The organism is Gordonia sp. NPDC003424, from assembly GCF_053588655.1.
Genome location: NZ_JBSFQJ010000005.1, coordinates 217,723 through 240,359, shown reverse-complemented (window position 1 = coordinate 240,359; position 22,637 = coordinate 217,723). Strand labels below are relative to the sequence as shown.

Here is a 22,637-nt window from a genome sequence, read left to right as displayed (position 1 = left end):
GGTCGTCGGCCACGACCGGTCAGCGGTGTGCGCCACTGGCGGGCAGCAGTCGGCCGATATCGAGGGCGTGATCGGGATGGCTGGCCGGAACCAGACCCGAGTACACCGCGGTCCAGCAGCCGGGGCAGAACATCTGGCGGAAGACGATGTCGTCGTCGACGTAGTTCTCCGGCGCCGACGTGACCTGCGGACCCGCGGCGGCGGCCGGTGCGTCGAGTTTGGCCAGGGCGAGCAGTTGGTCGCGGTCGTCACCGAGGTGGCGCCCGCAATGGCGGCAGCCGATGGTGATGCCGTCACCCGTGGCGACCTCGACGAGGTTGTCGTCCAGCCGCGCGGCCTTCGAGAGGTCGACCTTCGGACCCGACTCGGGGAGGTCGCCGGCCGCCGCGTGTCGCGCCTCGCGGATCTGGGCGCGAGCCGTGGCGGTGGCCGCCTCGTCGACGTTGTCACCGCTGATGACGACGCCGTACTGCTCGCGGGCGCCCGCCGCGGTGACCTTGCCGGCGTGGTAGTCGCGGACCACGTCCGACGGATCGCGCAGCAACGGATCGCCGTAGCCGCCACCGCCCTGCCAGTTCATGTAGAAGACGTCGTCGGGGGTCAGGAACGACGACTCGTAGCAGGCGCGGATCTCGGTGTCGCCGCCGAGATCCTCCAGATGCGTCGGGATGCGTCCGGCCGCGAACGCCTCCTTGGCCGACGTCCCGCGCACGACGACGCCGAGTGCGGTGTTGCCCGGGTAGCCGCCGGACAGACCGTTGTTCTGTGCGACGCCCTTGCCCGAGGAGGCGACCACCAGGCCCATGGGAACGCTTGTGCCATAAGGAATCATCGCGCTGGAGCCGCTCACGCCGCCGCGCTGACGGCCTGGGCCGCCGGTGTCGGGCTCCTCCCTGCGCCACAGTGTCATCAGGGGGTACAGGTACTCGGTCATCTCGACGTCCGGGATGCGGCCCATCGGAATGCAGTTGAGCCCGCCGGTGTCCATGCCGTCGGCGTTGGGCCGGGCGCCATAGCCCGCCGCCATGACGTCCATGACGATGTTGATGAACGGATTCTGCGCGTCGCCGCGCTCGTCGAGTCCGGCGAGCACCGCGGTGTCGTGCGTGCCGCACGACGCCGCCTGCACCGAGTCGCCGAGCTCCACGGTCCGGTCGAGCATCTGCGACAGGCATTCGCCGATCAGCGAACCGGTCAGCCAGGCCGGGCCGATCGGACCGCGAGCCACCGCCGCCGGGAAGGTCGCGTTGTTGATCGTGCCCTCCTCGGAGATGATGTCGAAGCACCGCATGATCCCGCCCGCCGACCAGGGGATGTCCTTTGCGAGGATCGGGAGCATGGCGAGCATGGCGCCGCCGCGCATGCCGGCGTAGGTGCAGTTGATGACGCCGGCCTGCGGATCGGTGCCGGTGAAGTCGAAGGTCAGGTGGCCGTCGGTCTTGGTCATCGTGAGACAGATCTTGTGCACGCCGCGGTCGCCTTCGTGCGACTGGTCCTGGTAGCCGGTGGCGCTCCACGTGCCGTCGGGAGCCTTGCGGAGCTTGTCCCGGACACGCGATTCGGCGTCGTTCATCATCCGCTTCATGACGGCCTTGACGGTGTCGGCGCCGTACTGATCGACGACGGCCTGCAATCGGTTGCGGCCGATGGTGTTTGCGCCGACCTTGGCGCGCAGGTCCAGTCCGACCAGCAGGGGGACACGCGATCGGCGGACCCAGACGTCGGCGACGTCGTCCTGCAGTTCGAAGTCACGCACGATGCGGATCGGTGGCGTCGGTACCGACTCGGAGAAGACGTCCTCAGCCGCCGGCGAGAACGAACCCAGGCCCACGCCGCCCAGGTCGGGCTCGTGGCAGACCGCGCTGGTCCAGGCGAACAGCTCGCCGGCAACGAAGATCGGCTGGAAGACGATGACGTCGTTCTGGTGCAGGCCGCCGCCCACCCACGGGTCGTTGCACAGGAACATGTCGCCCTCGCGGACCTCTCGGTTCGCCAGCGTCCAGTAGATGGCGAGGTCGACGGCGCCGGCGAGCATCGTGTTGTAGAGACCGACCTGAACTTCTTGGCCCAGTTCGTCGCCGATGGCGAAGTCGAAGTCGTTCGCGTCGGTGACGATCGGAGAACCCGACATACGCTTGAGGGTCTCGCCCATCTCGTCGGTGACCGACCACAGCCGGTGGCGGACCACCTCGTAGGTCAGCGGATCGAGCGCGTCGATCTGGTCGTCGCCCACGGTGTGCACGGCGAGCGAATCGGGGAGTTCGGACCGGAAGGCCTCGGGGTCGATCGGGCGACTGACGAACGCTTCCGATCCGGGGATGTACATGGCCATGGGATGGGTGCTCCTAGCTCGGGAGGATGGTCAGATTGCCGAGGGCGTCGATGGTGCCGGTGGTGTCGTGAGGGACGACGACCGTCGTGGTGGGGACCTCGATGATCGCCGGGCCTGCGATGACATGACCGGCGCGCAGTTCGCGGTAGTCGTAGATGTCAGTGTCGACGAAGCCGAGGCGGCCGTCGAGGCACACCGGGCGGGTGCCCGTCTTCGCCGCGGAGGGATCCGGGCTCTCCGCGTGATCCAGTGGAGGCAGCTCGGGGGAGAACGGCAGCACGCCGGTCACCCGCACTCGATACGTGATGGCCTGGATGCCGGCACCGCGGAAGCCCGTGCCCTCGCCGTACAGCTCGGCGTAGCGACGGTCGAACCAGTCGGCCGCGCCGCCCAGCGTCGGCTCGTCGAGGTGCCCGTTGGGGATGGGCACCGCGATCTCGGCCAGCTGCGCAGTGAAGCGCATGTCGACCTCGCGCTCGATGGTGACCTCGGCGAACGTCAGTCCCTGGCGGCCGATGGCCTCGAGCGCCTGGTGTTCCAACTGCATGAAGTTGCGCTCGGCCTGCTTCGGATCGAGCGGGATGGCGGCGGGGTCGGACAGTTCGACGGCCAGCACGACGTCCGACGACGCTAGACCGTAGGCGGAGAACGCCGAGGCCACCTGGCCCAGCGGTACGACGACCTGGTCGACGCCGACCGCTGCCGCATACCGTGCACAGTGGGCCGGACCGGAACCGCCGAAGGCGTAGACGATGAAGTCGCGCGGGTCGTGGCCCGCCTCGACGACGGTCTTGCGCAGCAGGTCGCCGGTCTGCGAATTCTGTACGGCATAGATCGCGGCGGCCGCCTCCTCGACACTGAGCCCGAGCGGCTCGGCGATGCGGGTGCGGATGGCCTGGCGGGCGAGTTCCTTGTCGAGCGCCTTCTTACCGCCGAGCAGGCCCCCCTCGGGAAGGATGCCGAGCACCAGGTTGGCGTCGGCGTTGGTCGGCTCGGCGCCGCCCTGGCCGTAGCAGGCCGGTCCGGGCACCGACTGAGCGCTGTGCGGACCGATCTGCAGGTTGCCGCCGTTGTCGATCCAGGCGATGGCACCGCCGCCGGAACCGATCGCGTGCACCTCGAGGGTCGGAACGTTGATCGGGTGGTGATTGATGATCGTGGTGGTCGAGCGCACCGGCTCGCCGTCGACGATCAGGCCGGCCAGGAACGTGGTGCCGCCGACGTCGGTGGCGATGACGTTGCGATGGCCGAGTTGTTTGGACAGCGACAGGGAGCCGATCACGCCGCCGGTCAGGACCGAGCCGACGGTGCTGATGGCGGTCCTGGGCGCCTCGGCCGCGGCCACGGCGCCGCCGTTGCTCTGCATCACCAGCAAAGGGCCGGCGAGCTTGTGCTCGCGCAGCCGGCCCTCGAGTTCGCCCAGATAGTCGCGCAGGCCGGGGCCGATCTGGGCGCTCATGATGGTGGTCGCGCTGCGGGAGAATTCGCGGATTCGCGGGCTGACCTCACTGGACAGGGCGACGAACATGTCGGGGTCGATCTCGTGGACCAATTCGCGGACGCGACGTTCGTGGACGGGATTGCGGAACGACCAGAGCAGCGAGACGGCTATCGCCTCGACATCCTGGTCGACCAGCTGACGGATGGCATCGCGGGTGGCGCTCTCATCAAGTGCGACAACGATATTGCCGTCGCGGTCGATGCGCTCGATCACTTCGAGCGCGCGCTTCTTGGGCAGGAGTGCGTGGTCCTTCTCCTGGCCCTGGACGTTCTGCAACTGGTCGGGGGAGCGGCCGAGGTAGCGGCCCTCGACGTTCATGATGTAGATCGAGTCGCGGTGGCCGGCGGTGGTCAGGAAGCCGACCGGCGGGACGTTGCCCGTCACCAGCGCGTTGAGCGACGACGTGGTGCCGTGCGCGATGTGGTGGGTGTCGGCGAGCATCTCCTCGAGGCTTTGCCCCACCTGCTCGGCAAGCAATTCGAGCACGTTCATGACCCCGACCGAGTAGTCCGGTGGCGTGGACGGGGACTTCGCGGCCACGATGTTGCCCGCGTTGTCGTCGAGTACGGCATCGGTGAATGTGCCGCCGACGTCGACGCCGATCACATAGGACATGAGCGGTTGCTCCTTCGTTGAGAGGGTCCTGCCGATTGCAGGGATTTTGTCAGTGCAGCCAGTCGTCTCTTGCGTGAATCGAGACCGGCATCACACGTTGACGTCGACGTTGAGTATTCAACATGCCGTCTAATTATGTCAACACCCTCTTGCTGCTTGCGGTTTGCGGCTCCGCGTCAGTCGCCGCCATGGGGGTATGTTGACGATTCGACATGGACGTTGAATAATCGTCTCGAATGTCGAGTTTGGCTACTCGGCGTCACACTCGGTTCCGAGACTCTCCCGTCATTCGAAAGGAGCCCGATGAGCATCCACCGCCTCGGCCTCGCTGTCCCCAGTTCAAACGTCACCGTCGAAACGGAGCTGCCGGCGCTACTGCGCCGGCACCCGGACGCCGAGTTCTCGTTCCACTCGAGTCGTCTGCGCATGCAACATGTCTCGCCGGAGGGACTCGCTGCGATGAACGCCCAACGGGAGCGCGCGATCATCGAGTTGGCCGACGCCGACCCGGAGGTGATCCTCTACGCCTGCCTGGTCGCCGTCATGGCCGGTGGCCTCCGGGAGCACGCGCGGGTGGAGGGGCTCATCGCCGAGCAACTGGCCATGGGCGGCGCCGAGGCGAAGGTCCGCTCGAGTGCCGGCGCGCTGGTGGAGGCGCTCACCGCACTCGGCGCCAAGAAGGTCGCCCTCGTCATGCCGTACATGAAGCCGTTGGCGCAGACCGTCGTCGACTATCTCGCGAACGAGGGCTTCGAGGTGATCGACTGGCGTGCCCTCGAAGTCCAGGACAACACCGAGGTCGGCTGTATCGCGGGCGACCGGGTCATGCAGGCGGCTCGTTCGCTCCGCCTCGCCGATGCCGATGCGCTCGTGATCTCGTGTTGTGTCCAGATGCCCTCGCTCGAGCTGGTCCAGCCTGCCGAAGACGAGTTCGGCCTTCCTGTCCTGTCCGCTGCGACGGCCGGCGCCTACAGCATCCTGCGCGGTCTCGATCTTCCGGTGACCATCCCCGGCGCCGGCAGCCTGCTGCGCGGCGGGGTCCTTGCCGAGGCCGTCGACTGACCCATTTCCTCTGCAGATCAAGGAGTTCCGCAATGTCCGACATCCAGAACGAGCACATCGCCCGCGGCGTCGACCACGTCGCCTATCCCACCTTCGATCCCGTCGGCACCGTTCGCTTCTACCGCGACGTGATGGGTTTTCCCGTCGTCCACTCGATCTGTGCCGCCGGCTGGGGCAAGGAGAAGCACCCGGATTTCATCCACTTCTTCTTCGACATCGGCAACGACGACCGTCTCGCGTTCTTCTACTACTTCGACTTCGCCAGGCCCGAGGGTTTCCCGGTCGGCGACTCCTACTCGACCTTTCCCGAGGGCACGCCGGAGTGGTTCATCCGCTCGCGACACCTTGCGATCCACGTCGACAACGAGGAGGAGTTGATGGAGTATCGTCGACGCCTCGATGCCAGCGAGTGGCCCGTCGAGATGCAGATCCAACACGAGACCATCGAGTCGATCTACACCCATGACCCCAACGGCTACATGATCGAGGTGACTCGCGCTCTGCGGCCGGTGACCCCGCAGGAGGATCTGGATGCAAACATCACGATCGACGCTCTCCTCGACGTCGCCGCACAGCCTGGGCACGACATGGGAATGTTGTTGGCGCGCAAGGCCGAACTGATCGTCGAGCGCGCCGCCCAATGGCAAGACGTGCGCGACGCGCTCGCCGCCGGCGAAGGAGCGGCCCGATGACCACCGTCTTCATCCTCGACGTCCCGGAGAACACGCCGATCGTGACGGTCGCCGACGAAGCCGAGACGGTGACCGTCGACCGGCTCGGCCCGTACTTCCGGCTCACGTCGAACGTGGACATCGTCATCGACCGCCGGGCCACCGGGTGCCGTCACGCGGTGTGGTACTCCAGCGTTGCCGGACTGATGTCGTCGTCGATCACGCAGTGGGACAAGGATGCTCTGCGGGTCGAGGCCAGCGTGGGCGGTGGAGGGGTGGCGACCGACCACACCCAGCCGGACGCCGAATGGGTCGACGCGGGATGAGCGGGGAGTCGGACCGGCTCGGCGCGGGACGCTACATCGACGCCGCAGCCGAACCGGACGCGGTGACGACATCCGTGCATCAACTGACGACGTCCGACGGCGCCCAGATCTCCGGTGTGCTGCGCCGGACGCCGGGAGCCCGGACCGTCGTCACGCTGATGCACCCGCGTCAGGATCTGACGCATCACGTCCTGGTGCCGGAGCTACTCCGATTCGGTTTCGCGGTGTGGACCCAGGGTGCGCGGTCGGTCAATCAGGACATCGCGCTGATCCACGAGCAGGCGCTGCTCGACGTCGCCGCCGGGCAGGTCTTCCTGCGCGACAGCGGTTTCGACAACGTGGTGACCCTGGGCCATTCCGGTGGCGGGACGTTGTTCGCGTTCTATCACCAGCAATCGGCGCTGGCGCCGTCGGACCGGATACTCCGGACGCCGGCCGGGCGACCGTCGAAGCTCGACGCCGCCGACATGCCATACCCGGATGGCGCGGTCTTCATGGCGCCACATCCCGGACAGGGCAGGTTGCTCGAGCGGCTGATCGACCCGTCGGTGACCGACGAACACGATCCGCTGTCGCTCGACCCTGCGCTCAGCGCGTTCGAGCCGGCGAACGGGTTCGCGGAGCCGCCGGAGAGTTCCTCGTACGCATCAGAATTCGTGGAGCGCTATCGTGCGGCGCAGGCTGCGCGGATCCGTCGGATCGACGATCAGGCGCGGGAACTGGCCGAGCAGTCGAACGCTGCGCGCGCCCGGTTCACGGCGGGCAACGACGTCAGGGATCGCCGCGCCGCGCTGGCTCCGCGGATCATCACCGTCTACCGAACCGATGCCGATCTTCGGTTCGTCGACCCGAGCCTGGATCCCAACGACCGTCCGTACGGCTCCCTGTTCGGCCGCCGGCCCGATCTCACCGATTACGGCCTCGTCGGGTTCGGTCGGTTGTCCACTCCGGATGCGTGGCTGTCCACCTGGTCGGCGAACACCAGCAACGCCGACTTCCTGCGCTGCGCAACGGGTGTCGTGACGCCGACGCTCTTCGTCGAGCTGACCGGTGATGCGGCGTGTTTCCCCGCCGATGCCTGCGCGATGGTGGACGCCTTCGGCGCGCGCGACAAACACCATGTCCGGGTCGCCGGCACGCATTTCGGTGGTCCCATCGCGCCCGGTGAGCCGACCGGCGCGGAACTCGCCGCCGCCCACATCGGACCGTGGCTGGCCGAGCGCTTCTCGTGATGGGGTAGCCGCACGCGGGCCGCTGCCTGGTTGGCCGCCATTGACCCCATCGTATATTTGGTCGTACCATTAGCGCATTGTCGTCTGTAGGAGGTACGGTCGTGGCTGGCGTGTGGTTCGACGAGTTGTCGGTGGGGCAGAGGTTCGAGCATCCGATCCGCAGGACGGTGACCGAGACGGACAACGTGCTGTTCACCGCGATGACGCACAACCCCGCGCTCCTGCATCTCGACGAGGAGTACATGAAGGGCACACCCTTCGGTCAGCGCATCGTCAACAGTGCCTTCACCTTGGGGCTCATGGTCGGCATCTCGGTCGGCGACACCACGCTCGGGACCGCGGTCGCCAACCTCGGCTGGGACGAGGTCCGGTTCCCGAAGCCGTTGTTCCACGGCGACACCATCCACGTCGTCACCGAGGTGATCGAGTTGCGGGACTCCAAGTCTCGGCCCGACCAGGGGATCGTGACCTTCCTGCACCAGGCCTACAACCAGCACGACGAACTGGTCGCCTCGTGCAAACGCAGTGGCCTGCAGCGGAAGAAGCCGCAGGAATGAGCGCGCCGATCCGGTCGTTCCTGTTCGTGCCCGGCGACAGCGAGAAGAAGCTGTCCAAGGTCGCCGACTCGACGGCCGATGCGGTCATCCTCGACCTCGAAGACGCGGTCAGCTCCTCCCGTAAACCGGTTGCTCGGCAGATGGTTTCGGAGTTCATCGGCGCATACGGCGGCGCCGCCGGGCCGCAACTGTGGGTGCGGATCAACCCGATCGATACCGAACATGCGTTGGCCGACCTCGCGGCGGTCACCGTCGCGGGCCTGGCGGGTGTCATGATCCCCAAGATCGACGGGCCGGCCGATGTGCTGCGGGTGCACCACTATCTGGAAGCGCTGGAGTCGGCCCACGACGTCGAGGCGGGCTCGATCCGGCTGCTCCCCGTGGCCACCGAAACTGCTGCTGCCCCGTTCCACCTGGGTGAGTTTGCCGACGCCTCGATCTCACGCCTGTATGGGCTGACCTGGGGTGCCGAAGATCTGAGTGCGGCCCTGGGGGCGTCGACGAACCTCGGGGAGGATGGTCGGTGGGCCAACACCTATCAGCTGGTCCGTTCGCTGATGCTGATGGGTGCGCGCGCCGCGAATGTCGAAGCGGTGGAGACGCTGTACGTCGACATCCGCGACGACGTGGGTCTGGCAGAGTCCTCGCGTCGGGCGCGGGCCGAGGGTTTCAGCGGGCGCATCGCGATCCACCCGGGGCAGGTGGACACCATCAATGCCGCGTTCACGCCGACATCGGATGAGGTCGAGTACGCGCTGAGGGTCGTCGAGGCATTCTCTGCCGACGTGGGAACCGTTGCGTTGGACGGAAGAATGCTCGACCTCCCACATCTGAAACAGGCCCAGCGGGTGCTGGCGCTGGCGGGCGCTTCGTACTGACTTCGTCACCGTCGTTCGTTCACAGGCTGCTACCTCGTGCCCAGGATGCAACCTGAGATCGAGGTGGCGGCCTGGGAAGGAAGCCCTGGCGAGATCCGATCGGGCCGTCGTTTACGCGGTATGCCGCGTCACCACCGACTGCCAGTGGCGGATGGCCGCCACGTGCCACATCTGTCGTTGCCGCAGCAGCACTTTCGCTGATTCGCGGCCGGCCCACCCCGGGGTCAGCGAACTCGGGATGTGCGGGTCGGTCACCAGGAGTTGCTGTAGTTCCTCATCGAGTTCGAGGAGGGCGTTGAACTGCTCGGCCTCAGAGCCGGGACGCATCGCATCGAACCTCTCGACGAGAGCAGCGTAGAGGGAGTCGAGGGCGGGGAGGTCCCAGGCCCTGGCCACCATGTTCTCGACGGACAGACCGAGATCATCGGCCTTGCCGACGAACGCCAGCGTCGACTGACCCAGATCTGATTCTTCGAGCGCGGCACGTGTCCGCCGATGATGCCCGAGATACGGGGATATCCACACCGATGGCAGCGGATTCCCGAACCCGTCCCAGCGGAGGGCGCGGTAGACGCGATCGCGGACCGATCGTTTCTCGTTCGGAATCGTGACGATGATGATCTGCCACGTGCCATTCCAGCCGTCGTGCGGGTCCGACAGTCGCTCGACGCCCGCGATGCCTTCCTCGACCAACCGAACACCGGACCCGGTCAACCGCCACCTGGTGACTCGCCCGTTCTTTTCCTTGTAGATCCAGCCCGCACCGGCACACCGCGAGATCGCCTGGCGGATAGCGGGTTCGGTGTATCCGAGACCGCCCATGCCTTCCAGAAACGCCGATGTGGGGACGGGGGTGTCGGCGGGGTGGACAATGTCGCCCAGGATGTTCAGCAGTGTGGCCTGCGCGGTACCCGGGGTCGGTGGGGCGGCACGAAGGCGCCGCGCAGCCACCTGACCGGTGGGGCTCTGATCCTCGGGCGCTGTCGACACGCTCGTCATCTTCTCATGCGCGATCGCGCGTCAGCGCCCCGTGAATCGGGGTTCGCGGTGCTCCAGGAATGCCGCGCGACCCTCCTTCCAATCCGCCGTGGCGATCAAGGTCTGCTGCAGCGCGGCCTCGAGTTCCAGTTGCCCGGCCATCTGCTCGCGCGACCACGCCCGCACCGCCTTCTTGGTGGTTCCGTATGCAGCGGTCGGTCCGGTGGCCAGCCGCTCGGCCAAGGCGAATGTGTCCGCCATCAGATCGGAGCTGGTCCGTGACACCAGGTTCAACTCGAGGCACCGCGCGGCGTCGAGCTTCTCGGCGAGCATGAAGATCTCCACCGCCCGCGCCGGTCCAACCGCTCCGGCAAGCAAGGCGGTGCCGCCGACATCGGGCATCAATCCAATTGCGCTGAAACGGAATTGAAGGTAGGCGGAACTGGTGTCGACGATGGCGATGTCGGCGGCCAGGGCCAGGCAGGCGCCGGCGCCGATGGCGGGGCCGTTGACCGCGGCGATGACCGGTTTCGGCGTGTCGAGCATCGCGAGGAATCCCGGGTGGAATCGTCGCCGCAGTGTGCCGGTCAGATCATCGTGCCCGGACGGCAGCGTCGGGAATCCGGTAGCGAGGTCGGCTCCCGAACAGAAGGCGCTGCCGGCACCGGTCAGCACGATGCAGCGGACGTCGTCATCGACCGACAGGGAGGTGAATGCCTGCTCGAGACCCGCCCCGAGAGTGTCATCCCACGCATTGCGTCGCTCCGGGCGATCCATGGTCATGGTCGCGATTCCATTATTTACGGAAACATTGACTGAGTCAGTCCTAGTGTCTAATGTCATGGTCACACTGTAGCTCAGATCACTCGATCCGCAAGACCCACTTTCGGACTTATCGCCCGGGTGGCAGGGCGATCAGCCGGTGACCCGGCCCCCGAAGTGGAGGACCAATGGACCCACGAATCCGACTCGGCGACATACTCGCCGGACTACCCCCGGCATCGAGCACCGACAACCCGGAACCTGCTCCCGCCGCCTCGGTGGTACTCCTGCGCCAAGCCCCGACCGGCCTGCAGGCGTACATCCAGATGAGAGCGACGACAATGGCTTTCGCGGGTGGGATACCGGCGTTTCCCGGCGGTCGGATCGATCCCGGCGACCACGAGCCCGTCCGATCCTGGGTGGGCGCCACGGCCGACACCTGGGCTGTCGACCTCGGTACCGACCCGGCCGACGCCGCAGCGGTGGTGGTGGCCGCAGTCCGCGAGACCTTCGAGGAATCGGGATACCTCCTCGCATCGCCTACCGACGGAACCGAGTTGACCACGATCGACTCCGACGACTGGCGGGCAGACCGTGACGAACTCGCGCAGCACCGCATCAGCCTGGCCGAATTCCTCGCGCGCCGGAACCTCTCGCTCCGCTCGGATTGGCTTCGGGCGTGGTCGATCTGGGTGACTCCCGAGTTCGAGCCACGCCGATTCCACACCTGGTTCCTCGCCGCGCGATGCCCGACCGAACAACAGGTCCTGGGTGTCTCGCGGGAATCAACCACCGATCGCTGGGTGAGCAGCGACGACGCTCTACGCGCGGCCGACGACACCACCACGCCGTTGCTGCCACCGCAGTACTGCACGTTCCTCGAACTGCACGGTGCGACGGATCTCGACGCGATCTTCGCCGCCCCACGCCAGGTACCGACCATCCGCCCGGCCCTGGCATCCGACGACGACGGCCCCTTCCTATCCCTCCCCGATGACCTCGTCGACCTCGGCGTGCGTGTCGGTAACAGGATGTATTCGACGACCAAGGACATGTGATGAACACTGCCAACCCCACCACAGCGCTCACGGTGTTCCGTGACAACGCCCGACACTTCCCGGACTCGGTGCAACTCGTCTACTTCGACCGATCGCTGACCGTCGCCGAGGTCGACGAGCTATCCGATGCGGTGGCCGTCGGCCTTCGCGAACGTGGCGTCGGACCGCAAGACCGGGTGGCCGCCTACATGCAGAACATGCCCCAGTACGTCATCACGATGCTGGCCGCCTGGAAACTCGGTGCGATCCTCGTCCCGATGAACCCGATGCTCCGGTCCGGCGAACTCGAACACCAGTTGAATGATTGTGGTGCAACCGTTCTGGTGGCCCTGGCCACTTTGTGGCGGGACGTGGCCCGCGACGTCGTCGATGCCACCCCGGTCCGACACGTGATCACCGCCGCACCGCGCGGTATGCAGAGCCGGAACGACGCCCGTCTCCTTGCTGACGAATCGATCGACGTCGGTACTGATGTCACCGACTTCGACGACCTGATTTCCCGGCACCGAGGTGCCGCACCGCCTGAATATGATTCGGCTCCTGAGGACGTGGCTTTCCTCTGCTACACCTCCGGCACCACCGGTGCACCCAAAGGCGCCAAGTGCAGCCATGCCAACGCGCTCGCCGTCGCCCGCGCCACCTGTACGGTCGCTGAAATCGGTTCGGACAGCCGAATTCTCGCGCTCGCGCCGTTGTTCCACATCACCGGGCTGATGGTGCAGCTCGTGCCGGCGCTCATCTCCCACTGCCCACTCGTGCTGAGCTACCGGTTCCATCCCTCCGTGATGCTCGACAGTATTCGAGAGTATCGGCCGACGTTCGCCGTCGGTCCGATCACCGCCTACATCGGGCTTCTGCAGGAACCGACCTTCGCCAAGGACGATTTCGCCGGCTTCGACCGGGTCTATAGTGGCGGCGCGCCGATCTCGCCGGCGTCGGCCCGATCCTTCGAAGAACGCACCGGGCAACAGCTTCTCGGTGCCTACGGCATGACCGAGGCCACCGCGGCGACGCACCTGACGCCGAAGGGGATGCGCCCACCGGTCGATCCAACGACCGGCGCCCTTGCGGTCGGACTACCCACGCCGGGAACGTCGGTGCGCATCGTCGACGACGAAGGTAACGACCTGCCCGCCGGTCAGGCCGGTGAAGTGGTCATGTCGAGTCCGGGGGTAATCAGCGGATACTGGAACCGGCCCGACGCGACCGCGGCGACGATCCGCGACGGATGGCTCTATTCCGGGGACATCGGAGTCGTCGACGACGAGGGATGGCTCTTCCTCGTCGACCGCAAGAAGGACCTGATCAACTGTTCCGGGTTCAAGGTCTGGCCCCGCGAGGTCGAGGATGCGCTCTACGAGCATCCCGCCGTGCTGGAGGCCGCCGTCGTCGGAGTACCCGACGAGTACCGCGGTGAAACGGTGAAAGCCTATGTGTCGCTCAAGGAAGCCGGATCGGTCACACCGGAGGAACTCAGTGCGTTCGTCGGCAAGATCCTCGCCGCCTACAAACGGCCCAGCGCGATCGAGATCCTCGACGACCTCCCGAAGACCACCAGCGGCAAGATTCTGCGGCGTACACTCCGCGACCGTTCAGCCAACGGGCTGCCGTCGGCCTCCCTTAGCTGATCTGACCGAAAGGTATTCCACTCATGGATTTTTCACTGTCCGAGGACCAAGAGATGTTTCGGCAGGAGATTCGCAAGTTCTCCGAGAAGGTTCTCGCCCCGCACTATCAGACCGATGATCGAACCGGGCGGATGACACCGTCAGTGTTCACCGACATGGCCGCCATCGGCCTGTTCGGCCTACGTGTCCCGGAACGTTTCGGAGGTGCCGAGGCCGATGCGGTCACCGTCGGTATCGCCGCCGAAGAGGTCGCCCGGTCGAATATCAACGCCGGTTACGCGTTGCTCTCCACCGCGTTGGTCTGCGACATCTTCTTGTCCGCAGCCACCGAAGTGCAACAGGCCCAATGGCTTCCGCCGATCGTCTCCGGTGAGGTCATCCCGACGCTCGCGCTGACCGAACCCGGCCACGGCTCCGATGCCGCCAACATCGAACTGCAGGCCAAACCGGTCGCCGACGGCGGTTGGGAGATCGTCGGTGAGAAGACTTCGATCTCGTTGACCGAGGATGCCGATCACGCCGTGGTGTTCGCTCGCACCGGTGGGCCGGGTGCACGCGGGGTCAGCGCCTTCTATGTGCCGCTGAATCATCCAGCGGTGTCGAAGGTTCGGATCGATGACATCGCCAACCGGGCGGCCGGCCGATGCTCGCTGTTCTTCGACGGTCTGCCCGTGACGCCGGACCAGATGGTGGGTGCCGAGGGCACCGGTTTCGTCGCGGTGATGCAGGGTTTCGAGTACTCGCGTGCCATCATCGGTCTCCTCGCCCTCGGCACCGCCGGCGCCGCACTCGACGACGCGATCGCCTACGCCAAGGAGCGGGAAACCTTCGGCGCACCCATCAGTACCCGGCAAGGGGTGGCATTCCCGCTTGTCGAGCATCTGACCTATGTCGCCGGGGCCCGGCATCTCTGTTATGAAGCGCTCTGGCGCAAAGACCAGGGACTCGATCACACCGCGCAGGCCGCCATGGTCAAGTGGTGGGCAACCAAAGCTGCAGTGGAGGCCATCCATCAGGCGCTGCTGACCTTCGGTCATGCCGCGTGGTCGGCCGACAATCCGCAGGCGCAACGCCTCCGTGATGCCATGGGCTTCGAAATCGCGGACGGCACAGCGCAGATCGCCAAGCTCGTCGTCGCGCGGTCGGTGTTCGGCCGTCAGTACGCTCCCTGATCGCAAGCGGAAGGTAATCACCATGAGCATCGCCATCGACGTACCGGGGCTGTCGTATCGCCCGGCGACGACGGAAACCCCGTTGCTACCCGGCACCGTCGGCGACCTCCTGCGGCGCGCCGCCGATGCCGCGCCGGATCGACTCGCCATCATCGACGGTGCGCCCGGATCGACGCGCACCTGGACCTACCGCCAGTTGCTCGACACGGCGGAGCGATGCGCCGCGGCCATGCGCAACGAGTTCGGTTCCGGAGTGCGACTGGGTATCTGGGCCGCCAACAGCCCCGAGTGGCTCATCGCCCAACAAGCCGCCGCGCTCGCCGGCGCCCAGCTGGTCACCATCAATCCCGCCTACACCTACGGCGAACTCGAGTACGTGCTCCGCGACGCGGGTTGTGTCGCGTTGCTGCACGGCGGTGAACATCGGGGCCGAGATCTACGAGCCTTGGCCGAGAAGGCGGTGGGAGAGATCGACCAGCTGTTGTCGGCGCCGGAGTTGGCGAGTTGGATCGATGAACACACCACCGGGCCGACGGTAGTGTTGCCGAGCGTCGCTCAAGACGATGTCGCGATGGTGCAGTACACCTCGGGCACGACCGGGGCACCCAAGGGCGTCCTCATCTCACATCGCGCAATGGTGAACTCCGCCAACCTCGTTGCTCGCCGGGCCGGTCTCGAGGACGGGTGCGTCTATGTCAACCCGATGCCCACCTTTCACATCGGCTCCTGCGGCACAGTCACTCTCGGCACCATCAGCTCGGTCGGCACCCAGGTCATCCTGCCGAGCTTCGACCCGGGCCGCGTCCTCGAGCTCGTCGAGCAGCATCGTGCCACCGCACTGCTCGCGGTGCCGACCATGCAGATCGCGATGCTCGAGCATCCCGACTGTGCACGACGTGACCTGTCGTCGTTGCAGATCGTGTTGACCGGCGGGTCCACCGCGTCGGCGGACCTGGTGCGCCGAGTGAAGTCGGTCTTCGGGTGCAAGTTCTCGATCACGTTCGGGCAGACCGAAACCGGCGGACCATCCACCCAGACCAACCCCGACGGTGACGTGTCCGAGCAGGTGGAGACGATCGGCAGGGCCCTGCCGCACACCGAGTCCAAGATCGTCGATCCGGTGACCGGGGAGATCGTGCCGGTAGGAACGGTGGGCGAGATCTGTTCTCGTGGACCGACGACGATGGCCGGCTATCTCAACCGACCCGATGACCGAAGCCTACGAGCCGACGGCTGGCTGCACTACGGCGACCTCGGCACCATGGACGAGAACGGGTACCTCCGGATCGTGGGGCGGTTGAAAGACATGATCATTCGCGGTGGGGAGAACATTTCACCACGGGAGATCGAGGAGGTGTTGTGCACTCATCCGGGTGTGCTGGATGCTGCGGTCGTCGGCGTTCCGGACGAGAAGTGGGGTGAGCAGGTCGCGGCATTCGTCCGCGTCGCCGACGAGGGGGCACCCACCGAGGAGGAGCTGGCCGGGCACTGTAACGAGCGTCTCGCCCGACACAAGGTGCCCTCGGTGTGGCGGCTGGTGGGTACGTTCCCCCTCACGCCGTCGGGGAAGATCCAGAAGTTCCGGTTGCGCGAGCAGCTCTTGGAGTGAGCGTCGGACACGGTTGTGGCATGGCTGTCCGGGCGCGACCTCGTATGGACGAAGCCCGGGTGCCCACCTCGTTCCCGGGAAGCACACTGGGATCGAGGTGGGCACGTGGGCGTCGACCACAAACGTCGGGGTCAGTCCGCGCGCGGCGATCAGTCGAACACCAAGACCGGCTTCACCACACCGCCATCGTGCTGCACCTTGACCGCCGAGTTGATCTCCGCGAACGGGAAAGTGGTCACCAACTTGTCCAGCGGCAACCGTCCGTTGAGGTGGTGGTCGACAAGTTCAGGAATGAATTCGCCGGGCACGGAGTCGCCTTCGATGATGCCGGTGACCGTCAGGCCGAGGGTGAGTGCGGCGATGATGTTCAACGAGATGGCGCCGGTCGGGTCGGCGGGCACGCCGATCAGGCCGACCGTGCCCTTGACCGCCGTTGCGCCAATGAGGCTTTCGACGACGGCGGGGATGCCGGTGGTGTCGATGACGTAGTCGACGCCACGTTCGACAATGGCGCGGATCTGTTCGGCGACATCGCCGTCCGCCGGATTGATCGCATGGGTGGCACCGAGCTCCTGGGCCAGCGTGCGGCGTGCTTCGGTGGGCTCGATGACGACGATCGTCGCGCATCCCTGCAGCACCGCTCCCATGACCGCGGACAGCCCGACCGAACCGCCGCCGGCAATCGTGATGGCCGAACCCTTTTCCGCTTTCAATGAGCGGGTGACCGCCCCGACTCCGGTCTGCACTCCGCAGCCGAGTGGGGCGAGGAGCTCGAACGGAATGTCGGCGTCGATCTTGACGGTGTTGCGTTCGTTGGCGAGTGCGACCGACCCGAAGGACGATTGGCCGAAGAACATGCCGCCGACGGGTTGTCCATCCTTGCTGAGTGGTTTGCTGCCGTCGGCGCGGACGCCGCCGTAGTTCTCCGGAGTGAAGTTCTCGCAATAGGATTGGCGACCGGTTGTGCAGGTGCGGCAGTGGCCGCAGCTGTTGAAGGTCAAGCTGACCTTGTCGCCGACGGCCACCTTGGTGACGTCGTCGCCGACGGCGATCACCGTGCCGGCGCCCTCGTGGCCGACGACGCCGGGGAACTCCATCGGCAGCACGCCGTCGCGGACGGCAAGGTCGGTGTGGCACAGGCCAACTGCGGCGATCTTGACGAGTACTTCCCCGGCCTTGGGGCCGTCGATGTCGATTTCGGCGATCTCGAAGTCGCTGCCGATGCCGGTGAGAAGTGCGGCGGTGGATTTCATGGGTTTCTCCTTTGGTTGTTGATGTCGGGTGCGGGTTGTGGTCTCGATGCGCTCGCTCGCAAGCTCGCGGGCTTACTCGACCAGCGGATAGGGGCTCGCAGGCGTTCCTTTTCCGCTGATCGAGTAAGTGAGGAGCGCTAGCGACGAGCGCATCGAGATCATGTGCGCGTCGGTCTCGATGCGGTCGTCGCAAGCTCCTCCCTTACTCGACCAGCGACAGGGGAGACGCATCGAGATCATTTGTGGGTCAACGATCGCGCACCAGAGATGATCTCCTTCAATGGAATCGACGGATCGGCGACGGCCTCGGGATCGATCACCGTGGCTGCGGCAATGACCTTCTTCCCGGCCATGAAGTCGCCGTTGGCGTTGACGGCCTCGACCGCGACGACGTTGCCGTCGGGCCCGAAGTGGAAGAACGAGACCGCATCACCGGTCGGGTGCCGCCGGGTGACCACACGATCGTCGGGGGAGCCGAGGCCGGCGATCTTCAGCTTGAGATCGTACTGATCCGACCAGAACCACGGCACCTCGTGGTGGCCTTGCTGCTTACCGACGATGGCCGCGGCCACGCGCGTGGCGTGTTCGGTTGCGGCGGGGATCGATTCCAGTCGACGCAGCCCATTGTGGCCGGCGACAGGTCGCCGCGCGACGTCGCCGATGGCGAAGATGTGCGGATCGCTCGTCCGGCCGTCCTCGTCGGTGATGATCCCGCCGTCACAGGTGAGTCCGGCTGCGACGGCGAGCCCATCCGTCGGTATGGCGCCGATGCCGACGAGCACCGTGTCGCAATCGATGATCTGACCGTCGTCGAGGCATACGCCCGTGAGTTCGGTGCCGACCGTGCGGATTCCGGAAACCGAACGGCCGGTCACGATTGTGGTTCCGCGTTCCCGGTGATAGGCGGTGAGCATAGACGACAGTTCGGGGCCGGCCACGCGAGCCAAGATCCGTTCTTCGCGTTCGACCACGGTCACCTCAACGCCCTGACTGCGGGCGACGGCGGCGACCTCCATGCCGACGTAGCCGCCGCCGACGATGGCGAGGGCACCACCCCGGGACAGCGATCGGCCAAGTGTGGTCGCGTCATCGAGGGTGCGCAGCGTCAGCACACCGGCACAGTCGGGATCCACCCCGGGTAGTGCGATCGGTGACGATCCGGTGGCCAATACCAGAGTGTCGTAGGCGATCTCGCTGCTGTCATCGGTGATGACGGTGCAGCGATCCCGATCGATCTCGGTTACCCGCACACCGAGCCGCAGATCGATCCCGTTGTCGGCGTAGAACTCCCGTGGCCGCAGCGGTTGCTCCACTGCGGCACTGTCGAATTTCTTCGACAGGGGCGGCCGATGGTAGGGCGTATGTGGCTCGTCGCCGAGAAGCGTGATGGACCCGGCAAAGCCGGATTGCCGCAGTACCGCAGCCAATCCGGCCCCGCCGTGTCCGGCACCGACGATGACGACCGAACCGTTCGACGTCTCGGTCACTTGCGGCTCAATGTCAGATGTACCGGCATGTTCTTGAGGCCGCCGACGAAGTTCGTCTGGATGTAGCGGGCATCGCCGGTCAGTTCAATGGCGTCGACGTGCGGCAGGAGGGTCTCGAACAGGACTTTCAGCTCGAGCTTGGCCAGATGCTGGCCGATGCACATGTGCGGGCCGTAGCCGAAGGCGATGTGCTTGTTGGGCCGACGGTCGATGTTGAACACATCCGGGTCGGTGAACACCTCGGCATCACGGTTGCCCGACTGGTACAGGAGCATGAAGCGATCGCCGGGTTGGAGGTCAACACCGCGAAGTGTGTAGGGAGCCAGGGCCGTGCGCATGAAGTGCTTGACCGGCGACGCCCACCGCAGGGACTCGTTGATCAGGTTGGGCACCAACGACAGATCACCCTTGAGACGTTCGAGCAGGCCGGGCGTCTGGGCGATGGCCTGAATGCCTCCCGCCATGGTCGACGAGGTGGTGTCGTGACCGGCGGTGGCGATCGCGATGAAGTAACCGTAGGCAACCTCTTTCGGGAAATACTCGCCGTCGGCATCCTTGGCGATCGAGATGATCGACGCCAGATCGCCGGTCGGGTTGGCGCGCCGATCCTCCAGCAGTGCATCGAAATACGCGTAGAAGTCCTGGATCGTCGCGACCCATTGCTTGGCAGCGGCGTCGGGGTTGAGCGGTTCGATGTCGGCGCGGGCGGCGTCGGGATCGGCGGTGCCGAAGAACTCCTGGGTCAGTGCCATCATCCGCGGCTCGTCGGATTCCGGAACGCCGAACAGACTCATGATGACGTGCAGCGGGTACTGCAGGGCGAAGTCCTTCACGAAGTCGATGTTGCCGTCGGTCTCGAGGAGCCGATCCACCGATTCGCGGGCCAACACGCGGATGGTGTCCTCCCACTGCTTGAGGTTGTTGGGGCGGAACCAGTCGGCGGCAATGTCTTTGATCACTGTGTGCTCGGGCGGATCCAGGTAGGTCAGCGTTTCCAGGATGCGCAGACTTCCGTTGTTGATCGACTTGGTGAACGCATCGCCGGCCTGATTGGCGAGGATCGGGTTGTAGGCGCCCTTGTTCTCGCCGCCGGCGCTGGTGAAGATGTCGGGTTGCCGCTCGATCTCCATGATGTCGGCATGCTTGCTCACCAGATACACCGGATCGAATCCGTCGACCCGAGCGACGCCGAGCGGGTTGTTCTCTCGCAGCCAGCGGTAAGCCTCGAACAGCTTGGCGTCGTCGCGGTGGCCTTCGGGGAGCACGATCTGCTGAGCTATGTGATCGGGGATCGTGGTGTTCGCGTCGGGCTGGATCGTCGAGGTCATGGAACACTCCTGCGGTAGGTGGCTGTGACTCAACAAGTCTCGCGAACATTGGGGTGATGCTCGTCACCCTGAGGTGGGGGAGGGGGTGGCCATCGGAGGGATATTGCGTCGGATAGTGCTGACATCAACGGTGATTCGAGGAGACTTACCTCTGACGGGAGGCGCGACTACCCCGTTCTGGGGATGATCGCAACGTCATTGCTGATCACAATCGACTGCACACGCAAGCAACTCAGAGCACATTGGAGAATCCCATGGCCAAGGTCACCTACCATCTCCCCAACGGCGAAACGTCGACTGTCGACGTCCCTGTCGGCCAAAGCGTGATGGACGGTTCCGTCCGCAACAACCTGCCAGGCATTGTCGCCGAATGCGGCGGCAGTTGCTCGTGCGCGACCTGCCACGTATATCTACCCGCCGACGCTCAGGCCTTGTTCCCCGAGCCGACCGATGAGGAGACCGAACTCGTCGAGTTTCTCGATGGAGCGCAGCCGAACTCGCGCCTCTCGTGCCAACTCATCATCGAGGATCAGGATGAGATCCACGTCCAGGTGGTCGATTCGAGCCTGTAGCCTGTGGACCGCCGCCGAACGCTGCGATCAGTTCAGAGCGGTTGGCGGCGTTGAGCTTCCGAAGGATGTGTTTGACGTGGGTCTTCACCGTCTCCACCGACACTGTCAGCTGCGCGGCAATCTGGGCGTTGGACGCGCCGGTCGTCACGATCTCGAGGATCTCACGCTCCCGGTCGGTGAGTTCGGCTGTGGTGGCAGCGATATCGGGATCTGGTGGAGCGGGAGCCTCCCCGATTGTGGTGGAGTCGGCGAGCCCCATGAGGTCGGCACCGAGTTGCCGTACCCGGTCGGAGTGCCGGCGCAGCTCACGTTCGGCGTGGAGACGGTCGATTGTCGCACCGGCGACGTCGGTGAGGAGCGCGACCTCGTCGATGATGCGCCCGGTGAACCGTCCCGGGACCACCAGGCACAGAACCGTGTCGAGTTTCGCCGGTATGACGAAAACCGTTGCCGGCCAGCCGCTGGGTGACGTCACCGATACCGGCGACTGCCCTGATGCGCATGCCGCACGAACCTCGTCCGCGCCCAGATCGTCGATCGGCGGCGCACTGGAGTTGCCCACTTGTGCCACGGTTCGCACGTCGCGTTCGAGGACTTCGATCACCGTGGCCGCGTCAGCGCCTGTCAGCACCGCGGCTTGCCCGACCAGTATCTCGGCGAGATTCGACTCGTCGACTGCACGCGCCGCTGCAGCGAGGGCGGTGTCGAGCCGGGCTGCGGGATTGTCGCCGCTCACATCACCACTGGTATCGGCGCCGAGCGGGCCCGAAAGTGCGCGGTCGCCTGTGCGCGCGTTTCCACCCCGATCTTGCGGAAGATGTGGCGCACGTGGGATTTCACTGTTCCGTCGGAGATGTAGAGCTGCTCGGCGATGGACCGGTTCGACGCCCCGGTGGCGAGTAGTCGCAGGACGGACTCCTCGCGGTCGGTCAATGAATCGTCGCTTGTCGTCGTTGTGATCTGTTGCTGCTCTGCATGTTCCGCGCCTTCTCCCAGAGGCATCGAGGACATCGCACTCAGCGCCGAGCGCACCACGGTTCGTTGGCGGAGCAGCTGGCGTCGGCAGGCCAGTGTCGCATAACTCAATCCGCACAGATGCGCGCCGCGGGTCAGCAGCGTCAGATCGTCGTCACCCAGGCTGTCCGCATGCCGATCCACATGCAGGATCGCCACGGTCCGGCCGGACGCGACGATGGGTGCCGCCGCGTACGCGACGGGATCGGAGAGATCGATCAGCGGGCGATACGAATCGCGGTATTCCCGCTTGTTCAAGATGAACGGCCGACGGTAGCGCACCAAGTCCGCTTCGCGCGGCGCGCGGAGCAGTGGAACCGCCGATCCGTCGACTGCATTGATCAGGTCGTCGAACTCCGGGTCGAGCTGCGGTGAGACATACACCGAGTTCGGGCTCCAGGTGGGGCCGCTGACCCACGAGAGCATGGCCTTGCTGAAACCCAGATCGGTGCATGCCGATTGCGCAGCGGTGGCGGCGAAATCATCGAGATCGGCGGCACGGAGATTGCCCAGGAACGCGCGCAGGGCGCGGGCCTGTGCTTCCGTTGTCTCCGGCATCGACGACCTTCTCTCACCACCGGCTGTGACCTGGCGCACAGTGT

At 65.8% G+C, this 22,637-nt stretch carries 20 protein-coding genes; 11 read left to right on the top strand and 9 right to left on the bottom strand.

Going from position 1 to position 22,637, the window contains the following annotated elements:
• Positions 1-19: 19 nt before the first annotated feature.
• Together ACWDTI_RS10190 and ACWDTI_RS10185 are read right to left on the bottom strand one after the other, a co-directional pair.
• Positions 20-2,332: a hydantoinase B/oxoprolinase family protein gene (locus ACWDTI_RS10190; RefSeq protein ID WP_449737949.1), complete on the bottom strand. Its 2,313-nt coding sequence runs from the start codon at positions 2,330-2,332 to the stop codon at positions 20-22.
• A 13-nt stretch (positions 2,333-2,345) separates the two neighbouring features.
• On the bottom strand, positions 2,346-4,448 hold the full coding sequence (locus ACWDTI_RS10185) for a hydantoinase/oxoprolinase family protein (protein ID WP_449737948.1): 2,103 nt from the start codon (positions 4,446-4,448) through the stop codon (positions 2,346-2,348).
• 303 nt (positions 4,449-4,751) lie between these two features.
• Here ACWDTI_RS10185 and ACWDTI_RS10180 point away from each other — a divergent pair, with 303 nt between their 5' ends.
• From ACWDTI_RS10180 to ACWDTI_RS10155, 6 genes are all read left to right on the top strand, one after another.
• Positions 4,752-5,510, top strand: coding sequence for a maleate cis-trans isomerase family protein (locus ACWDTI_RS10180; RefSeq protein ID WP_449737947.1), 759 nt, complete (start codon positions 4,752-4,754; stop codon positions 5,508-5,510).
• 32 nt (positions 5,511-5,542) lie between these two features.
• Positions 5,543-6,202 carry a VOC family protein gene (locus ACWDTI_RS10175; protein WP_449737946.1) on the top strand — a complete coding sequence of 220 codons (660 nt, stop codon included), beginning with the start codon at positions 5,543-5,545 and terminating at the stop codon, positions 6,200-6,202.
• Entirely contained in the window at positions 6,199-6,507 is a 309-nt protein-coding gene (locus ACWDTI_RS10170; protein WP_449737945.1) for a hypothetical protein, read from the top strand. Before ACWDTI_RS10175 ends, ACWDTI_RS10170 begins: the two co-directional genes overlap by 4 nt.
• Positions 6,504-7,739 carry an alpha/beta hydrolase gene (locus ACWDTI_RS10165; protein ID WP_449737944.1) on the top strand — a complete coding sequence of 412 codons (1,236 nt, stop codon included), beginning with the start codon at positions 6,504-6,506 and terminating at the stop codon, positions 7,737-7,739. Before ACWDTI_RS10170 ends, ACWDTI_RS10165 begins: the two co-directional genes overlap by 4 nt.
• A gap of 101 nt (positions 7,740-7,840) precedes the next feature.
• Positions 7,841-8,296 carry a MaoC family dehydratase gene (locus ACWDTI_RS10160; protein ID WP_449737943.1) on the top strand — a complete coding sequence of 152 codons (456 nt, stop codon included), beginning with the start codon at positions 7,841-7,843 and terminating at the stop codon, positions 8,294-8,296.
• Positions 8,293-9,174, top strand: a complete 882-nt coding sequence (locus ACWDTI_RS10155) for an HpcH/HpaI aldolase/citrate lyase family protein (protein ID WP_449737942.1) — start codon at positions 8,293-8,295, stop codon at positions 9,172-9,174. Before ACWDTI_RS10160 ends, ACWDTI_RS10155 begins: the two co-directional genes overlap by 4 nt.
• Before the next feature lie 111 nt (positions 9,175-9,285).
• Here the strand turns inward: ACWDTI_RS10155 and ACWDTI_RS10150 are convergent, their stop codons facing one another.
• Positions 9,286-10,164, bottom strand: coding sequence for a PaaX family transcriptional regulator (locus ACWDTI_RS10150; protein ID WP_449737941.1), 879 nt, complete (start codon positions 10,162-10,164; stop codon positions 9,286-9,288).
• A gap of 30 nt (positions 10,165-10,194) precedes the next feature.
• A complete protein-coding gene (locus tag ACWDTI_RS10145) occupies positions 10,195-10,995 on the bottom strand; it encodes an enoyl-CoA hydratase/isomerase family protein (protein WP_449737940.1) in 801 nt (266 codons plus the stop codon).
• A 107-nt stretch (positions 10,996-11,102) separates the two neighbouring features.
• Here ACWDTI_RS10145 and ACWDTI_RS10140 point away from each other — a divergent pair, with 107 nt between their 5' ends.
• From ACWDTI_RS10140 to ACWDTI_RS10125, 4 genes are read left to right on the top strand one after another with little or no spacing between them, the layout of a single operon-like run.
• Entirely contained in the window at positions 11,103-11,972 is an 870-nt protein-coding gene (locus ACWDTI_RS10140; RefSeq protein ID WP_449737939.1) for an NUDIX hydrolase, read from the top strand.
• A complete protein-coding gene (locus tag ACWDTI_RS10135) occupies positions 11,972-13,600 on the top strand; it encodes a class I adenylate-forming enzyme family protein (RefSeq protein ID WP_449737938.1) in 1,629 nt (542 codons plus the stop codon). The genes ACWDTI_RS10140 and ACWDTI_RS10135 overlap by 1 nt, the downstream gene beginning before the upstream one ends.
• 23 nt (positions 13,601-13,623) lie before the next feature.
• Entirely contained in the window at positions 13,624-14,772 is a 1,149-nt protein-coding gene (locus tag ACWDTI_RS10130; RefSeq protein ID WP_449737937.1) for an acyl-CoA dehydrogenase family protein, read from the top strand.
• 22 nt (positions 14,773-14,794) lie between these two features.
• Positions 14,795-16,381, top strand: a complete 1,587-nt coding sequence (locus ACWDTI_RS10125; protein WP_449737936.1) for an AMP-binding protein — start codon at positions 14,795-14,797, stop codon at positions 16,379-16,381.
• A gap of 149 nt (positions 16,382-16,530) precedes the next feature.
• Here the strand turns inward: ACWDTI_RS10125 and ACWDTI_RS10120 are convergent, their stop codons facing one another.
• The 3 genes from ACWDTI_RS10120 to ACWDTI_RS10110 form a co-directional block, all read right to left on the bottom strand.
• Complete coding sequence (locus ACWDTI_RS10120; protein WP_449737935.1) at positions 16,531-17,634, bottom strand: NAD(P)-dependent alcohol dehydrogenase; 1,104 nt, start codon at positions 17,632-17,634, stop codon at positions 16,531-16,533.
• 236 nt (positions 17,635-17,870) lie between these two features.
• Entirely contained in the window at positions 17,871-19,121 is a 1,251-nt protein-coding gene (locus ACWDTI_RS10115) for an NAD(P)/FAD-dependent oxidoreductase (RefSeq protein ID WP_449737934.1), read from the bottom strand.
• Positions 19,118-20,449, bottom strand: coding sequence for a cytochrome P450 (locus tag ACWDTI_RS10110; RefSeq protein ID WP_449737933.1), 1,332 nt, complete (start codon positions 20,447-20,449; stop codon positions 19,118-19,120). The genes ACWDTI_RS10115 and ACWDTI_RS10110 overlap by 4 nt, the downstream gene beginning before the upstream one ends.
• A gap of 254 nt (positions 20,450-20,703) precedes the next feature.
• Here ACWDTI_RS10110 and ACWDTI_RS10105 point away from each other — a divergent pair, with 254 nt between their 5' ends.
• Positions 20,704-21,021, top strand: a complete 318-nt coding sequence (locus ACWDTI_RS10105; RefSeq protein ID WP_449737932.1) for a 2Fe-2S iron-sulfur cluster-binding protein — start codon at positions 20,704-20,706, stop codon at positions 21,019-21,021.
• On the opposite strand, the gene ACWDTI_RS10100 is transcribed toward ACWDTI_RS10105, so the two are convergent.
• Complete coding sequence (locus tag ACWDTI_RS10100) at positions 20,969-21,757, bottom strand: response regulator transcription factor (protein ID WP_449737931.1); 789 nt, start codon at positions 21,755-21,757, stop codon at positions 20,969-20,971. The two genes, ACWDTI_RS10105 and ACWDTI_RS10100, sit on opposite strands and share 53 nt — an antisense overlap.
• A complete protein-coding gene (locus ACWDTI_RS10095) occupies positions 21,754-22,593 on the bottom strand; it encodes a LuxR C-terminal-related transcriptional regulator (protein WP_449737930.1) in 840 nt (279 codons plus the stop codon). Before ACWDTI_RS10095 ends, ACWDTI_RS10100 begins: the two co-directional genes overlap by 4 nt.
• Positions 22,594-22,637 lie beyond the last annotated feature (44 nt).

Coding starts and splice junctions, on each gene's coding strand:
- ACWDTI_RS10165 (WP_449737944.1), top strand. CDS start 6,504: ATGAGCGGGGAGTCGGACCGGCTCGGCGCGGGACGCTACATCGACGCC.
- ACWDTI_RS10180 (WP_449737947.1), top strand. CDS start 4,752: ATGAGCATCCACCGCCTCGGCCTCGCTGTCCCCAGTTCAAACGTCACC.
- ACWDTI_RS10110 (WP_449737933.1), bottom strand. CDS start 20,449: ATGACCTCGACGATCCAGCCCGACGCGAACACCACGATCCCCGATCAC.
- ACWDTI_RS10095 (WP_449737930.1), bottom strand. CDS start 22,593: ATGCCGGAGACAACGGAAGCACAGGCCCGCGCCCTGCGCGCGTTCCTG.
- ACWDTI_RS10175 (WP_449737946.1), top strand. CDS start 5,543: ATGTCCGACATCCAGAACGAGCACATCGCCCGCGGCGTCGACCACGTC.
- ACWDTI_RS10170 (WP_449737945.1), top strand. CDS start 6,199: ATGACCACCGTCTTCATCCTCGACGTCCCGGAGAACACGCCGATCGTG.
- ACWDTI_RS10145 (WP_449737940.1), bottom strand. CDS start 10,995: ATGACATTAGACACTAGGACTGACTCAGTCAATGTTTCCGTAAATAAT.
- ACWDTI_RS10155 (WP_449737942.1), top strand. CDS start 8,293: ATGAGCGCGCCGATCCGGTCGTTCCTGTTCGTGCCCGGCGACAGCGAG.
- ACWDTI_RS10135 (WP_449737938.1), top strand. CDS start 11,972: ATGAACACTGCCAACCCCACCACAGCGCTCACGGTGTTCCGTGACAAC.
- ACWDTI_RS10105 (WP_449737932.1), top strand. CDS start 20,704: ATGGCCAAGGTCACCTACCATCTCCCCAACGGCGAAACGTCGACTGTC.
- ACWDTI_RS10120 (WP_449737935.1), bottom strand. CDS start 17,634: ATGAAATCCACCGCCGCACTTCTCACCGGCATCGGCAGCGACTTCGAG.
- ACWDTI_RS10185 (WP_449737948.1), bottom strand. CDS start 4,448: ATGTCCTATGTGATCGGCGTCGACGTCGGCGGCACATTCACCGATGCC.
- ACWDTI_RS10125 (WP_449737936.1), top strand. CDS start 14,795: ATGAGCATCGCCATCGACGTACCGGGGCTGTCGTATCGCCCGGCGACG.
- ACWDTI_RS10140 (WP_449737939.1), top strand. CDS start 11,103: ATGGACCCACGAATCCGACTCGGCGACATACTCGCCGGACTACCCCCG.
- ACWDTI_RS10130 (WP_449737937.1), top strand. CDS start 13,624: ATGGATTTTTCACTGTCCGAGGACCAAGAGATGTTTCGGCAGGAGATT.
- ACWDTI_RS10190 (WP_449737949.1), bottom strand. CDS start 2,332: ATGGCCATGTACATCCCCGGATCGGAAGCGTTCGTCAGTCGCCCGATC.